The following is a 14,873-nucleotide window of genomic DNA, read 5'->3' on the forward strand; positions in this document are numbered from 1 at the left end:
GATGGCACATCCACACAGGTCAGAGACACCCGAGGTGTACGATGACGAAGACACACAGCTACGGGACCGACTCGCCTTCGTCGACCAGTATCCAAACGCCGCACGCATCACACGCCTCTCGCTGGGCGTCTCGTTTACCGCCCTGGCTATCGGCGCGGTGCTGGGAATCGTGCAGGCGCTCCACCGGACGAACGTGTTCCGGGGAATCATCAGTTCGGCCGATTATTACTCCGTCCTGACCGGTCACGGCGTCCTGCTTGCGCTGTTTTTCACTATCTTCTTTTTGACTGGTATCTTCACGTGGGGGACGAGCCGGAGCCTCGGGCGCGAACTGCCCTCGCCACGGTTCTCGCTCGCGTGGTTCCTCTTGATGCTCTCCGGTGCAGTGATGACCGCAACGGCGATTTTCGGCGGGTTGGTCGGCCAGATACCCTTCTCGGCGGATGTGCTGTACACGTTCTACGCGCCACTGCAGGCCCATCCACTGTTCTACGCCGGGCTCGCGGCGTGGCTTGTCGGGACGTGGCTCGCCGGTGCCGACTGGATACGCAGCTACTACCGCTGGCGCCAGGACAACCCCGACCAGCGCATCCCGCTGCAGACGTTCATGATACTGACGACGACGTTGATGTGGTACATCGCCACCGTCGGCGTCGCCGTCGAAGTGTTGGGCTTTCTGTTGCCGCTATCGCTCGGGCTTATCGAGAGCGTCGATCCCCTTCTGACGAGAACGCTGTTCTGGTACTTCGGCCACCCGGTTGTGTACTTCTGGCTGATGCCGGCCTACTTCACGTGGTACACGATCCTCCCGAAACTCTCGGGCGGACGGCTGTTCAGCGACCCGCTGGCCCGCGTCGTCTTCGTCCTCTTTCTCATCCTCTCGACGCCGGTCGGCTTTCACCACCAGTACGCCGACCCCGGTGTCCCCGAGGGATTCAAGTTCATCGCCATGACGAACACGATGTTCCTGTTGCTCCCGAGTTTTCTCACCGCCTTCACTGTCGTCGCGAGCATGGAGTACGGTGCGCGACAGCGCGGCGGGACGGGGTATCTCCGGTGGCTCAAGGCGCTCCCGTGGGGGAATCCCGCCTTCGCCGGGTGTGCGCTCGCGGGCCTGATGTTCGCCGCCGGCGGCTTCTCCGGCATCGTCAACGCCGGGATGAACATCAACTCGCTGGTCCACAACACGCTGTGGGTCCCCGGCCACTTCCACCTGACTGTGGGCACGGCCAGCGCGTTGACGATGATGGCGATCAGCTACTGGCTCTACCCACAGATCACCGGGAAACGGCTCCAGTTCTACGGGGTCGCACAGGTCCAGCCCTACATCTGGTTCACCGGGATGGCCCTGATGTCCAACGCGATGCACCGTGCGGGGTTGGCCGGCGTCCCCCGCCGGACCGCCGAACCACAGTACCAGCAGTTCGACTTCGCCCCAGTGCTGGGGTCGATGTCGGAGATGCGCCTCCAGATCGCCTTCGGCGGGACGCTGTTGACACTGGGGGCGCTCATGTTCGTCTTCGTCATGGTCGGGACGTGGCTGGCCGAACGGGGTCGCGGACGACTCCGCGTCGACAGCCACCTGCCCGCCCCCATCTCCGGCCCCGCGGACAGTCCCCGTGTCCTCGACAACGTGAAGCTCTGGGTCGCCATCGCCGTCGTCCTCGTCGCCATCGCCTACGGGTTCCCTATCTACTCGATGGTGGCCGACGGCGTATTCACCCCCGCGGCACCACCGTTCCCCGCCTGAGACGGCTGTCTCACCCCGGTAAGGGCCGTTCCGACACCGGGACCGGAGGCCCGTTGGTACGGGACAACCACCGTCTAGGGAACGGGGATATCGATGAGCCGACGGATGAGAGTCGAGACGCCCCCGACGGCTCACAGGCGTCAGCCAGCCGCGGCGAAGCCTGCCCACATCTGGAGTGCGCCGGCACCAATCATGGTCACACCCGCGACGCGTCTGACCGTCCGTGTCGACAGGCCGGCAGTTACCACATCGGCACCGTACCCCGTCGCCACGGTGGCACCGACCATCGGGAGGGCCACGCCCATCGCGTAGGCCGAGACGACCGTCGCACCCGATAGCGGCGCCATCGTCAGCGCTTGTGCGACCACTCCCAGCAGAATCGGTACGGTACACCCAGCAGCGGCGACGGCATAGACGGCGCCGAAGAGGAAGACGCCAGCGGCTGTGTCACGCCGTCGCGGGAGCGGGACCCGTAACGATGGAGCGACCCCTCCCAACACCACACCACCGAGGGCTATCATCACGCCACCGGCCAGAGGTTCGACCGCGCCCAGCGACTGAACCACACGCTTGTCGAGGACGTAGACGGCGCCCGACAGGGCTGCGAAGACGGTGAGGACGCCAGCCGCTGCCACGAGGCCGTGCCGTACCGGCCCCGTGTCCGCGTCGCCATGGCGGTCCGCGAAGTAGCCGACATAGCCCGGCAGTAGCGGGAACACACAGGGGGCTGCAAACGTCGTCACACCGGCGCCGAAGGCGAACGTGACTATGCCGACGCTCATCCGTCGGCCACCTCACGGACGGCCTCGACGAGAGCATCGGCGTCGAAGGGACCGGTGTGTCGCCAGGCGACGCCGCCGTCGAGCACGAGCGTCGTCGGTACCCGCGTCGCGCCGTACCGCTGGGCGAGTGCAGTCCCGTCGTCGAGGCCAACGGGCCAGGCTCCGTCGTGAGTCCGCCACCAGTCGCGAACGTCGGCTCGGCTGAGCGAGAGATCGACCGGTTCGCTCGTCACCGACAGAAACGGGACCGAGGCGTCCACGCGCTGTCGCGCGTCCGCGAGCACCACCATCTGGTCGGCACACGTCGAACAGGTCGTGGCGAAGAACTCCAGCACTAGCGGGCCGTCGGCCGGCGGAACGGTGACCGTGCCCGCGTCGCTTCCGGGTGCGGCAAGCGTCTCGACGGTGACGGGGTCGGCGCGTTCGGTTGCTGTCTGCCACGGTCGGGCGGAGAGGGTGCCCGCGCCCACGGCGACGGTTCCGCCGAGTGTCGCGAGGAGGCGGCGGCGACGCATCCGAGTCACCCCGACTGCTGGACGACCCGTCGGGTGTCCGCGAGCACCCGCTCGGCGTCCGGCTGTGACGTTCTGTACGCCCGTTCCACGTAGCCGTCCGGATTGACCAGAAAGGTCAGCGAGAGGTGGTTGAAGTCGTATCCCTCGACCCGGCTACTCTCGGCGGCCCCGACACGTTCGAACGTGATGCCGAGTTGCTCGTCGACGACACGCTCCGCCGCCTCCGCGTCGGGCGGGCGAAGGAACTCCCAATTGCCGACTTCGAGGGCGACGTTCATGCGTGTGGCGTACTCCCGAATCGCCTCCGTGTCGTCGCGTCCCGGGTCGAAGGTGATCGCGAGGAAACGCACCGCGTCGGCGATACCGGCTTCGATGGTGCCGTGTTGAACCCCAGCGAGCTGACCGATGAGCTGGACACACTCGGCCGGACAGGTCGTAAAGAAGCCCGTCACTAGCAGCGTCTCGTCTAGCTCCTCGGTTGCGATGGGGTCGCCGGACAGCGGATTCGGGAGCGAGAATTGCGGGAACGCTTGCCCGTAGGCGGGGTAAGGAAGGTCGTCGCTGTCGTACTGTCGGTCGGTCGGCGGATCGAGAATGACGTTCGACCCGGTACCGGAGAGACAACCGGCGACCGAGGCGGCACCGCCCGCTGTTATCGTTCGGAGTATCCGTCGCCGTCGCATCAGTGGACGTTCGGTGATACCGTCAAAAAGTGATCTGGTAAGATTCCCGAAACCGTTCGATAATTGGACCAGGGGCGCTGTTTCGAGGGTTCTACCAGACAGCGTTTTACGGGCGGTTTCGTATCGTCGATAGATGCGCTCGACGCTGTCGCCGTGGCAGATGGTCACTGTATTCGGTCTCGTCGTCGCCCCCATCGTATTCGGGGCCGCGTTCGCGGCCGACCTCAGCAGCGAGCGGCCCGACCCCGTTCCCTTCGACCAGACCGTCCAGCGTGGCATCACGATGGCCGACGAACAGCGTGCGCTCAGTCGTGATATCAGCGTTCCACGGGCGGAGGTGTTCTATTCGCAGTACCGTTACGTGGTCGGGTACGTCGGCCTCGACCGGACGGTCGCGGCGCTGACCGAACCGGGTCACGAACAACAGTTCGGCTACCCGCTCGCGGTGTACGTCTCCGACTACAGTGGCGCCGGTGCGACGTGTGGCGAGCGCGGCACGTTGCGGACCGACGGGCCGACAGGATGGACCGCAGCGAGCGAGGCTCACTACGTCGTCAACGGGAGCACGCGGGCGCCATCGGGACCCGTGGTGGTGCCGTTCGGGAGCCACGCCGACGCCGCGGCGTTCGCAGACCGCTGTGGCGGTCGGGTCGTCGACTGGTCGATACTCCGCACCCACTCGTTCGAGGAGGATGGTCCCCTGGCCGTCCGAGAACAGATCGCGGATCGGCGATCGACGACCAACGAGACCGTCCGGACGGCCCGCGCTCTCGACACGCGGCCGGTGTCGGTCGTCGTCGGTGAGGACGCCCCCACGGTACAGGCCGCCGTCGACGCCGCGCCGCCCAACACCACCGTCGTCGTCCCGACTGGCAGCTACCACGAGCGGGTAACCATCGACGACCCGATAACGCTGCGCGGGCGGAACGCGACACTCGACGGCGGCGGCAACGGCACGGTCGTCAGGGTGACCGCCGACCGCGTCGGGCTCACCGGCCTTTCGGTCACCGGCATCGGCAACCAGACCGTCGGGAATACGTCGACGGCGGGGAACTCCGCGTGGGACGCGACCGTGACGGCGGCCTACGGGAACAGCGACGCCGCCGTGAGCGCGCGAAACGCCTCGGCGCTGTACGTTTCGAACGTCACCGTCGAGACACGATCAAGCGGGTTCGTTCTCAGGCGGACACCGGACGCCGTCGTCGAGAACGTCACCGTCAACGGGACCGCGAACTGGCAGGACGGCTTCATGGGCGTCGTCGGGATGCACACCGATATCGTCGTCCAAGACAGTACGTTCCGCGGCGGACGGGACGGCATCTATCTCCACCGCGCCGACGGGACCGTCGTCCGCGACAACACCTTCCGCGACGGCCGCTTCGGCGTCCACCTGATGTACACCTCGTCGGCGCTCGTCGCGGACAACACCGCCCGCGAGCAGAACTACGCGGGTATCGTCGTCATGACCAACCCCGAAGGCAACGCCGTCGTCGGCAACGACGTTCGGGACGCCGGCAGCGGCATCATGATGGCCGGGAGTCGGAGCTACGTCGGCCACAACGTCGTCGCCAATACGACACGCGGGCTATCGGCGAACGCCGGCCGCTCCCTGTACGAAGACAACGTCGTCTACGGGAACGACATCGGGGTCACCGCTGCCACGGTCCTGCCGTCGAACACCGTCACCGAGAACGACTTCGTGGCGAACGACAAGCACGCCGTCTCCGGTCCCGGACCGTTGCGGTGGTACACCGACGACGGCCGAGGGAACTACTGGAGCGGCGCCGACGATCTCTCGGCGGACGATGGGGCGACACTGACCCAGCCGTACTCACCGACCGACACCGTGGACAGACGACTCCACCACACTGACGCGGCGGTCGTTCTCCGTTCGGCACCCAGTATCCGCGCGCTCCGGGCCTTACGCGGGACGACACCCGGCTTCCGCCGCGGGAGTATCGTCGACACTCACCCCCTGTCAGCGCCTGCCAACCCGGAGACTGTCGCTATGTTACGGAACGAAACCACGACGGATGTATCGCCATGACTCCCCCACCGCGCCTCTCGACAGACGAACTGACGAAGTCGTACGGCGACGTGACCGCACTCGACTCGGTCTCACTCGACATCCCGGCGTCCGCCGTGACCGGGTTCATCGGTCCCAACGGGTCCGGAAAGACGACGCTCCTGGAACTCCTGCTCGGCGTCGAGCGGCCGACGCTGGGGACCGTCGAGTACGATGGACCCGAAGCCGTCCGACGCTTCGGCTACCTTCCCCAGCAACCGACGTTCCGGCCGGGGTTCACCGTCGCTGAAACGGCCGCGTTTTACGCCGACCTCGTCGACGACGACCCCGACCGACTGCTGGACGAAGTCGGTCTGGGGGCTGTGACCGAACGCCCGGTGACAGGCCTCTCGGGCGGAATGAGGCGTCTACTGGGTATCGCACAGGCGCTAGCTGGCGACCCACCGGTGGTGGTGCTCGACGAACCAGCCAGCGGGCTCGACCCGGCGATGAGCGAACGTATTTTCGAGGTCATCGGATCTATCGCCGCCGAGGGCCGGACCGTCGTGTTGAGTTCCCACGACCTCCCGCTCGTCGAACGGACCGCCGACCATCTCGTCGTCCTCGAATCGGGAGAGGTCCGTGCGACCGGCAGTCCGTCGTCGCTCCGGGAAAGAACTGGTGGCCCAGTCCACGAGACGTTCGCGTCACTGCTGGCCGGTGAGACGACCGTCGTTACGGGAGGGAGTGATGCATGAGGACGGCCGAACGTGTCTGGCGCGTCTTCGCCCGAGAGGTGCAGGCGGCAGTCCGAACACGGAGTTTTCTCGCACTGGCGCTGGTGACAGCGATAGCCGTCTTCGGCGTCGCCACCGCCGGCGGCGGCCCGGCAGGTGGCTACGTCCCGACGGTCGTCGACGTGCTCGTCGTCGTCGAGATACTCGTTCCGACTGTGGCCTTCGCAGTCGGCTACCGCGCGATGGCCGACCCGATCGCCCGGGGTGAACTTGACGTGATGGAAACCTACCCGTTGCCGACGTGGGGATACGTCGGTGGCACGTACGCGGGCCGTGCGGTGGTATTGACGGCCGTCGTCGGTATCCCGCTCGCGGCACTCGGTGTGTATGTCGCGACGACGGCGGGTCCCGAGACGACGGTGTTCGCGAGTCATCGCGGCATCGACTCGCCGCTGTTGTACCTGCGATTTCTCGCGCTTACGCTGCTGTACGGGTTCGTCTCGCTCTCACTGGTGGTCTTGTTGTCGGTGATAGCCGGTTCCCGTAGCCGCGCGCTGGTTCTCGCACTGGCTGGCCTGCTCGTGCTGACCGTCGGCGGGGACGTAGCGGTGTTTGCGGCACTAGACGGTAGTGTCCTGACAAGCGAGTCACTCGGCGGGGTCCTCGCAGTCACACCGGCCGGTGCCTACCGCGGGCTCGTCTTCGACCAGGTGTTGTACGTGGCCGTCCCGACCCGGTCGTCGTTCGTCCCGGGGTGGCTCGCGATCGGTGCGCTGGTTGGCTGGTGGGCGGCAACGCTAGCTGGCGCGGCGGTGATCGCCCACCTGCGGTGACTCACCTGGTATCGGCCAGACTCTCGTCGACGAGGCGCGTGAACCGGTCGACGAGGCGGTCTGCGAGCGATGGCGTCACGTCACCGAGCAGCCGGCGCGTCTCGTCCGGCCGAACCAGTTCGACTACGACACGGCCGTGCTCGGCGTAGGACTTCTCGACGATGCCAGCGTCGTTCAGCGAGGAGACGTGCCACGCCACAGTACTCCGACTGAGGTCGAGTCGGTCGGCCAACTCGACCGCTCCCAGCGGCCCATCGCCGATGAGGTGGGCCAGTACTGCCCGGGCTGTCTCCCGCCGGGCGAACGCGAGGACGCGACGCTCCCACGGGTCGTAGGACTGGTCGTAGTAGTGTGTCTGGCCACGGATCTCCTCGGCGACGATATCGCCGGCCCGTTCCAACTTTCTGAGGTGGTACTGGGCCTGTCCCGTGGCGATATCTAGGTCCTCCCTGACCGCGGTGAAGTGGACTCCCGGGTTGGCTTCGACGTGTTCGTTCACTCGCTCTCTGACCGTTGACATTCGGTATCTATCAGCTACCCACTGAATTTAAAACAGCCCATCGCTCGTTCTCACTTCTCGGGAATCCTCTACCCGCGACTGACCAGTTCGCGCTGGATGTCTTCGGCGGGGAGGGTCTGTCCCCCGTACTCCTCGGTGAACGACTCGGCGTCACCCTCGTCCCCGAACGGGACGATGGCAGTCCCCATTGCGCTTTCCACGTCGCTGTTGGCGACGACAGTTAGCTCCGTCGACGCGGCGAAGGCCGACGCGTCCAGATGGCGTGTCAGCACGGTGGCGCCCCCGTCGGTCCGGACCTCGTAGTCGACGGCGCTGTAGTCGGTGAGAAACGTTGTCGCCGGCGTCCATCCCTCCTGTTCTTTGGCGAACCGGTGGCGATAGGTACAGATCGTGCTACAGAACCGGGCCGGTTCGCCGTGTCTGGTGGGTGTGTTGTTCCGATAGTACGTCTCCCCGACCGGCCCGGGATGTTCGGAGATGACCATGCCACACTGGTCGCAGTTCTCGTCCGCTGCGATGGTGACCGGCGCAGATGGCTCTCCACCGCTTTGACAGCCGGCGAGTGTCAGCAGCGCCGCTGTCCCGGTGAGCACGTCTCGTCGTGTCGGGCCGCGTGTTCGGTTGGCCATACCGATGAATACCACGACGACGGACAAATGGCTCTTGGTGGGGTCATCGAAAACCGGTCACCCCGGGGTCTCAGGCCCGTCGACGGCGAAGATAGCCGCAAGCACTAACAGCGCAATCGAGAGGTCGACACCGTGGCCGGCGAGGTGGTGAATCGGCATTGGGACGGCGCCGAACACGGTCCCGAGGCCCACGACAGACCGGACGACGAGCAGCCCGATAGCGACCGTCAACAGCAGGTACGTCCGGTTCCGACGGCGGAACGTCCCGGCGGTGGCGACGAGAAACAGCGCTACTGTGCCCAGCGTCGCGAGGCCGATCAGCACCAGCAGGACCGTGGCTTCGCCTTGTCCGAGCCACTCGCCGGTTAGTTGGAGCATCGCTCGACCTGTGGCTTCGGGAGTGACCGTAGAAACAGTTTCGACGTCCCACCGCTCCTTCCCGTGGATAGTATTGTGCGGCTATGACAACAGTTACGTGGCCAGCGTACCCCGGTCACCACGGCTGGAAGTGCGGGAGCGGGATGGCCGGAAACGCGATGCCGAGCGCGGCGAGACCGTGCTGGAGCGGGATGTAGCCCAACACGACGAAGGCGACACCGAGCGCACGGTGCAGTCGGGTACGACTGCCGACGGTTAGCCCTTCGAACGCAGCCCCAGTCAGGAAGACGGCTGGAACAGTTCCGAGGCCGAGCGCCGCGAGCGCTGCTGCCCCACCCAGTGCAGACCCTTGCACGAACGCGTACAGATACACCGGATACAGCAGTGGACAGGGCAGGAACCCGTGGACTGCACCGAGACCGGCGATGCGATAGTCACCGACCCACTCGTCTACCCGCTGGAGGAGGGCGGTCCGTACCGGGTTCGCGATCCGTTCGATACCCGGGATCGGAACGGTCCGCCCATCGGTGCCGGTGACGTAACTCACACCGACGATGGTGACTGCCAGCCCCACGGCGATACCCGTCACGGCACGGACCTCTGTCGCGACAAGGGTTACCTCCCGGACGCTCACAAAGGCGAGGTGCCCCGCGAGTCCGAAGACACCGCCCAGCAGGGTGTAGGTGACCGTCCGCCCGAAGTTGAAGAGCAGGTGCTGGCGGATCTCCAGGAACGAGAGGATGTCGTCCCGTTCGCCGTCGGTCATCCGGCCGGCGTACATCCCGACCAGTGGTCCACACATCCCGACACAGTGTGCGCCGCCGAGCAGGCCGACGAGTAGCAAGACGGGAAGCCCCAGTGTCTCTGTGCCGAGGAGCGGATTCGTCGGTGTACAGGTCACCATCGGTCAGGCGGTCGCCTCGACAACTCTCTCGATATCCGAGAGCACGCGCTGGTGGTCCGGCCGTTCAGTCCGGTAGGCCCGTTCGACGACGCCGTCCGGGTTCCGGAGGAACGTTACGGAGAGGTGCCGGAAGTCGTAGCCGGCCACCCGCTGGGACTCCGCGGCATCGACGCGTTCGAAGGTCACGCCGAGTGTCCCTTCGACGACAGTTCTGGCCCGTTCCGGGGACTCCGGCCGCAAGAACCGCCAGTTCCCCGCCGACATGTCGACGTTCATCCGCTGCCCGTACTCGCGGAGTGCCTGTGCGTCGTCGCGGCTGGGGTCGAACGTGATCGCCAGGAACGTCACGTGGTCGTCGATCCCTTCCGCGATAGTCCCCTGCTGGACACCCGCGAGCTGACCGACGAGTTGTACACACTCGGCCGGACAGGTGGCAAAGAAGGCGGTCACCACCAGCGTCCCGTCGACGTCGTCGCTTGATACCAGTTCCCCGGCCAGTGGGTTGGGGACAGAAAACGCCGGTAGCTCTTCCCCATCGGTCGGATACGGGAGATTCCCATTCCCGTACTGCTGATCGGCCTGTGGGTCGAGTACTGTCTCGTTGCCATCCCCCTGTTCGAGTGCCGACGTGAGGCACCCGGCACTCGCGGCGGCAACCCCGAGACTGGTTGTGAGGTAGGTCCGTCGCTGCATGGTTGCTTCTTCCTGACTCTCGGAAGTAAGCGGTCTGGTGGGGCTCTCCAAACGGTACGACGGTCCTACCAGACCGAATTTGATTGTCGCCGACGGACATCGAGATATGGGACAGCAGAGCCACACGGCACTCGACAGACGGACGATGCTCGCACTGCTGGGGACCGGATCCGCCGCCCTCGCGGGTTGTACCGGCGGCGATGACCAGACCCCCACTGGGACGACGAGCGGCGGAGTTCCCGATGAGTACCGCACTGCCACGGGTCTGGACGGCCAACGACGTGACCCCTCTGCCTTATCGACCCAGAGCGCAGTGAACTACCAGTCCGAACCACAGGAAGGCCAACAGTGTTCCGGCTGTACCTACTACATCCCGGACAAGAACGGCGACGGTCTCGGTGCCTGTACCATCGTCGAGGGGACAATCGAACCACGCGGCTACTGTACGAGTTACGTCGCTCGCGAGGGAGGCGGTGGCGACGGAGAGTCCCAGTCATCCCTCGAAGTCCCCGACGATGCACAGTGTGCCGTCTGTGAGATGATGGCCGCGAACTTCCCGGAGTGGAACGCACAAGCCGTCCACGCAGACGACACGCGGGCGTTCTTCTGTTCGTCCGGCTGTGCGACGACGTACTACGCCGTCACGGAGCAGTTCGCGGAGACCGACGCGGATATCACGGGACTGTGGGTCAGGGATCTGAATTCCCGGGACCTCATCGACGGCACGGACGCCTATTACGCGCTCGAGACCGACACTGACCGTTTCGACGATCCCATGCGGGTCAATCCCGCCCCCTTCGCTAGCCGCGAGGACGCCGTCTCCTACGTTGCCGAGACCGACTCCCTCACCGGGGACGACATCGTCAAGCTGACCGCCTTCGACCGAACGCTGGCCGAGCAGTACCGCAGCCAACTGATCGAGTAGTTGCTGTTACATCTCGCCGCAGTTCATAAGAAATAGATCGTATTGAACAACAGACACCGTTCTGGAATCGCAATTATTGGCAGTGACCCGAACGGACTGAATGTGGCGATTTACACGGCGCGAGCCGACCGTCGAACGCTCGTCTTCGACAGTGGGGGACAATTCGGGACGTGGACACGATAGAGGGCGGCCACAGGTCCCCGGACCAGGTGAACATCCAGCGGTCGTGGCGAGAGCGGGCCAGCGAAGAACGCAAATCGAAATTGAGCTGGAGTGTGCCTGAAGTGGTCGTGAGCATCGCGCTATAGTGAATCAATTCATCGCCGAATTACTCAGTATAGCGTTGTTTGAGGAACCAACGCTCATTTACCGTTGGCTACGAAACCAACGTAGTGCCGGATGGAACCAACGGCCGACGACCTCGATGGATACGACAACGCCACAGTGTACGAGGACGGGACTGTCGTTCGCGTGTCGATTCGGCGGACACACGACGATGCCTATCTATCGGGGTGGCGGTACACGCTTCACTATGGAGCCCTGGCCGCCGGTCCCGAAGCGCTTGACGACGGAACAATCCGTCGCTACGACAACTCACACGAGGCTACCAAAGGCCACGAATTACACGTCGCTCCTGACCCAGAACCAGAGTTCGTCAAGTTCCCGTGCATCGAGGAACGTTACGAACGGTTCTGGGAGGAGATTCCGAAGCCACGGTTCGGTCCATCCAACGACAACGGTGATACCCATGACTGAACAGAACGTGCTCGTAGTCACTGTTGACCACGAGACCAATCCGTACGAAGAGGGCCTCGAAGCCATTCAGAAACTCAAGGAGGGCGAACACCTTGACCGGCCGGCCACTGTTCAGTTCCCGAACGAGAGCCAGCTGACCGACGTGTTCAACGAACGGACGTACACACTCCTACGCGTAATCAGAGATGAAGAACCCGAGAGCATTCGCGAAACAGCACGACTGGTCGGTCGTGACAAGAAGAATGTCCACGAAGAACTGACGACACTCGAAGCGCTGGGCGTCATCCGCTTCGAGGCAGTCGGGCGGGCAAAGAAGCCAGTGTTCCCCTATGACGGTCTCGTCGTATCGCCGCTTGCTCACGACCCCGGAGACGGAACCACTGCCGCTCCCTGACACCTTTGTTCTTCAGGGTGTCTCAGACACAGTTATTTACACTGACAAATGGGCACTATCGGGTTTGAGTCAGAAGGTGATGAAACCGTCTCGTTCGCTGTATGAAAAAATGTAGCAAGAGACTCTGGTCATTATTATCGGGCTATTGTCGGGGCCAACCGCGTGCTCCATATCGCCGACGAGCTTCAGCTGGTCGTCACGTCGCGGTTCCCCGACGTAGGGGGAATCTGGCAATGCATCATCGCACCGAAACTACCGATTGAGTGGCTACGACGGTGGTTTTCACCGGAAATAGTGGCGCTCTTATGCAAAGCTGCGGAAAGACCCGATAATGAGGCAATCAACTGCTGACTCGACGGATTCACCGGCTAAATTGAATCAAAACACGGAACAACGTTTCGATGGTGAGGACTGTCCTCACAGCCCCAACAAACGCCTGCGAGCCGTTCCGCGCAGAAGTTATTTGCATACTATTATGATCTTTTGGGGTCTCGTTTTCCATATATGAGTAACAGGCCGGTTTACGTTCTTCACGTCGATGACGAGCCGGATTTTGCTGCCCTGGTAGGCGAATTTCTTGAGCGGGAGGATGATAGCTTTATCATCAAAACGGCAACAAGTCCTAGTGAGGCACTGGATCAGTTCGCCCTCACTGACTTCGATTGTATCATCTCCGACTATGATATGCCCAATCAGAACGGTATCGACTTCCTGAAAACCGTCCGTGAGGTAGCTTCTGATCTACCGTTCATCCTCTTCACCGGCAAGGGATCCGAAGAAATCGCCAGCGAGGCAATCTCGGCTGGCGTCACCGACTATCTTCAAAAAGAAACCGGGAGCGATCAGTATACCGTCCTGGCCAATCGGATGCGCAACGCTGTCGACCGATACCGTGCTGAGAACGCCAGAGCGCGGCAGCGAAAAGCGATCGAAACTGCTCAAGCGGGCATTAGCATCCTCAACGAAGACGGCGAATTCATCTATGTCAACCAGGAGTATGCCGACCTCTACGGCTATGACCCTGAGCAAATGATCGGCGAACACTGGGAATTAGTGTACCCTGACGACGAGGTCCCTCTCATACGAAACGAGATCTTGCCATCGGTCGCTGACGGCGGATATTGGAGCGGTGAAACGACTGGGCTCCGTGCAGATGGGACCACTTTTCTGGAGGGTCACCGCCTCACCAAAGCAGAGTCTGGCGAACTGATCTGCTCGGTTCGTGATCTCTCTGCGGAACAAGAGCGGCAGACAGAAATCGTTCGGTTCCGGACACTCGTGGAGACGATCGGAGATCCGGTCTACGTTCTCGATGAAAAGGGTGAATTCGAGTACGTGAACGATGCGTTCGTTGAGATGGTTGGATATGAGCGTGAGACGATCCTCGGATCGACACCAACACTGGTCAAATCAGCGGACACCGTCGAGCGGGCGGAAGACGCTCTTGGTCAGATTCTTTCATCAGATGGGCCAAAGAATAAGCGGTTTGAGATCGAGATTCAGCCCAGTGATGGAGAACCGATCCCGTGTGAGGATCACATGGGTGTCTTACCTTACAACGGGGAGTGTTTCGAGGGATCAGTCGGCATCTTACGTGACATCACCGAACTCAAAGAGCACAAGAAGGAATTAGAGCGGCGGAATCGACGCCTCAATGATTTCGCCAGTGTCGTTAGTCATGATCTCAAGAATCCACTGAACGTCGCCGAAGGGCGGTTGGAACTCATGCAAGATGAATTCGATAGTGAGCATTTTGACCCAATTGAGACAGCATTAGACCGTATTCAGCGCATTACGGAAGATATGCTCTGGCTCACCCGTGCAGGGCGAGACATCGGTTCGATGGACGCTCTCAGACTGCAAGATACGATAGATAGTGCGTGGAACATGATCGCTGATCAAACGAAGGACGCTGAGTTACACTATACCGATGACACGCTTTCGACAGTGGTGGTTGAGGCAGATGATGATCGCCTCAGCCAGCTCTTGGAAAACCTGTCCAAAAATGCGATAGAACACGGTGGGAAGGAGGTGACTGTCACAGTCGGTGCGGTTGACGATGGATTCTACATCGAAGATGATGGTCCTGGCATCCCAGAGGACAGACGTGAGGACGTGTTTACTGCTGGATACTCGACAAAAGAAGATGGAACTGGCTTCGGGCTGAACATTGTAAAACGGATCGTCAAGGGCCACGGTTGGGAGATTCACGTGGCTGAGAGTTCTGAAGGAGGCACACGGTTCGAAATCACTAATGTCGAGTTCATTACTGCGTAGAGCCTCGATACCTCCTACGCCTTCGCCAAGTGACAATCAGTACGCCAACCAAATTCTGGGCGAACGTCGTGTGAGTGAAAGAGGGGCTCCGC

16 protein-coding genes are annotated in these 14,873 nt (G+C 62.9%); 8 read left to right on the forward strand and 8 right to left on the reverse strand.

The features are described 5' to 3' along the window. Position 1: 1 nt before the first annotated feature. On the forward strand, positions 2–1,750 hold the full coding sequence (locus tag VJ109_RS17500; protein WP_324761060.1) for a b(o/a)3-type cytochrome-c oxidase subunit 1: 1,749 nt from the start codon (positions 2–4) through the stop codon (positions 1,748–1,750). A gap of 140 nt (positions 1,751–1,890) precedes the next feature. On the opposite strand, the gene VJ109_RS17505 is transcribed toward VJ109_RS17500, so the two are convergent. Genes VJ109_RS17505 through VJ109_RS17515 form a run of 3 tightly spaced genes read right to left on the reverse strand, consistent with a single transcriptional unit; the run spans position 1,891 to position 3,730 of the window. Then, complete coding sequence (locus VJ109_RS17505) at positions 1,891–2,532, reverse strand: cytochrome c biogenesis CcdA family protein (RefSeq protein WP_324761061.1); 642 nt, start codon at positions 2,530–2,532, stop codon at positions 1,891–1,893. Next, a complete protein-coding gene (locus tag VJ109_RS17510; protein WP_324761062.1) occupies positions 2,529–3,047 on the reverse strand; it encodes a TlpA family protein disulfide reductase in 519 nt (172 codons plus the stop codon). Before VJ109_RS17510 ends, VJ109_RS17505 begins: the two co-directional genes overlap by 4 nt. A 5-nt stretch (positions 3,048–3,052) precedes the next feature. After that, on the reverse strand, positions 3,053–3,730 hold the full coding sequence (locus VJ109_RS17515) for an SCO family protein (protein ID WP_324761063.1): 678 nt from the start codon (positions 3,728–3,730) through the stop codon (positions 3,053–3,055). Positions 3,731–3,863: 133 nt separating this feature from the next. On the opposite strand from VJ109_RS17515, the gene VJ109_RS17520 reads away from it, so the two are divergent. From VJ109_RS17520 to VJ109_RS17530, 3 genes are read left to right on the forward strand one after another with little or no spacing between them, the layout of a single operon-like run. Next, positions 3,864–5,777 carry a NosD domain-containing protein gene (locus VJ109_RS17520; protein ID WP_324761064.1) on the forward strand — a complete coding sequence of 638 codons (1,914 nt, stop codon included), beginning with the start codon at positions 3,864–3,866 and terminating at the stop codon, positions 5,775–5,777. After that, the gene (locus VJ109_RS17525) at positions 5,774–6,493 is read left to right on the forward strand and encodes an ABC transporter ATP-binding protein (protein WP_324761065.1); all 720 of its coding nucleotides are present in this window, start codon (positions 5,774–5,776) and stop codon (positions 6,491–6,493) included. Before VJ109_RS17520 ends, VJ109_RS17525 begins: the two co-directional genes overlap by 4 nt. Beyond that, positions 6,490–7,305 (forward strand): hypothetical protein, encoded by an 816-nt coding sequence (locus VJ109_RS17530; protein ID WP_324761066.1) that lies wholly within the window; start codon positions 6,490–6,492, stop codon positions 7,303–7,305. The genes VJ109_RS17525 and VJ109_RS17530 overlap by 4 nt, the downstream gene beginning before the upstream one ends. Position 7,306: 1 nt before the next feature. Here VJ109_RS17530 and VJ109_RS17535 read toward each other — a convergent pair whose 3' ends face one another. From VJ109_RS17535 to VJ109_RS17555, 5 genes are all read right to left on the reverse strand, one after another. After that, positions 7,307–7,825, reverse strand: a complete 519-nt coding sequence (locus VJ109_RS17535) for a winged helix-turn-helix transcriptional regulator (RefSeq protein ID WP_324761067.1) — start codon at positions 7,823–7,825, stop codon at positions 7,307–7,309. A gap of 68 nt (positions 7,826–7,893) precedes the next feature. Next, positions 7,894–8,454, reverse strand: coding sequence for a nitrous oxide reductase accessory protein NosL (locus tag VJ109_RS17540; RefSeq protein WP_324761068.1), 561 nt, complete (start codon positions 8,452–8,454; stop codon positions 7,894–7,896). Between the two features lie 57 nt (positions 8,455–8,511). After that, complete coding sequence (locus VJ109_RS17545) at positions 8,512–8,832, reverse strand: DUF7471 family protein (protein ID WP_324761069.1); 321 nt, start codon at positions 8,830–8,832, stop codon at positions 8,512–8,514. A gap of 115 nt (positions 8,833–8,947) precedes the next feature. Next, the gene (locus VJ109_RS17550; RefSeq protein WP_324761070.1) at positions 8,948–9,736 is read right to left on the reverse strand and encodes a sulfite exporter TauE/SafE family protein; all 789 of its coding nucleotides are present in this window, start codon (positions 9,734–9,736) and stop codon (positions 8,948–8,950) included. Between the two features lie 3 nt (positions 9,737–9,739). Then, on the reverse strand, positions 9,740–10,429 hold the full coding sequence (locus VJ109_RS17555) for an SCO family protein (protein WP_324761071.1): 690 nt from the start codon (positions 10,427–10,429) through the stop codon (positions 9,740–9,742). Positions 10,430–10,535: 106 nt separating this feature from the next. Between VJ109_RS17555 and VJ109_RS17560 the strand changes: the two genes are divergently transcribed. The 4 genes from VJ109_RS17560 to VJ109_RS17575 all read left to right on the forward strand — a co-directional run bounded on the left by VJ109_RS17560 (position 10,536) and on the right by VJ109_RS17575 (position 14,781). Further along, the gene (locus tag VJ109_RS17560; RefSeq protein ID WP_324761072.1) at positions 10,536–11,354 is read left to right on the forward strand and encodes a nitrous oxide reductase accessory protein NosL; all 819 of its coding nucleotides are present in this window, start codon (positions 10,536–10,538) and stop codon (positions 11,352–11,354) included. Positions 11,355–11,753: 399 nt separating this feature from the next. Continuing rightward, positions 11,754–12,110 carry a toxin-antitoxin system TumE family protein gene (locus VJ109_RS17565; protein ID WP_324761073.1) on the forward strand — a complete coding sequence of 119 codons (357 nt, stop codon included), beginning with the start codon at positions 11,754–11,756 and terminating at the stop codon, positions 12,108–12,110. After that, positions 12,103–12,504, forward strand: coding sequence for an HVO_A0114 family putative DNA-binding protein (locus tag VJ109_RS17570; protein ID WP_324761074.1), 402 nt, complete (start codon positions 12,103–12,105; stop codon positions 12,502–12,504). Before VJ109_RS17565 ends, VJ109_RS17570 begins: the two co-directional genes overlap by 8 nt. 504 nt (positions 12,505–13,008) lie before the next feature. Then, entirely contained in the window at positions 13,009–14,781 is a 1,773-nt protein-coding gene (locus tag VJ109_RS17575) for a PAS domain S-box protein (protein WP_324761075.1), read from the forward strand. Positions 14,782–14,873 lie beyond the last annotated feature (92 nt).

The sequence above is a fragment of the Haloarcula montana genome (assembly GCF_035666295.1).
Lineage (GTDB): Archaea > Halobacteriota > Halobacteria > Halobacteriales > Haloarculaceae > Haloarcula > Haloarcula montana.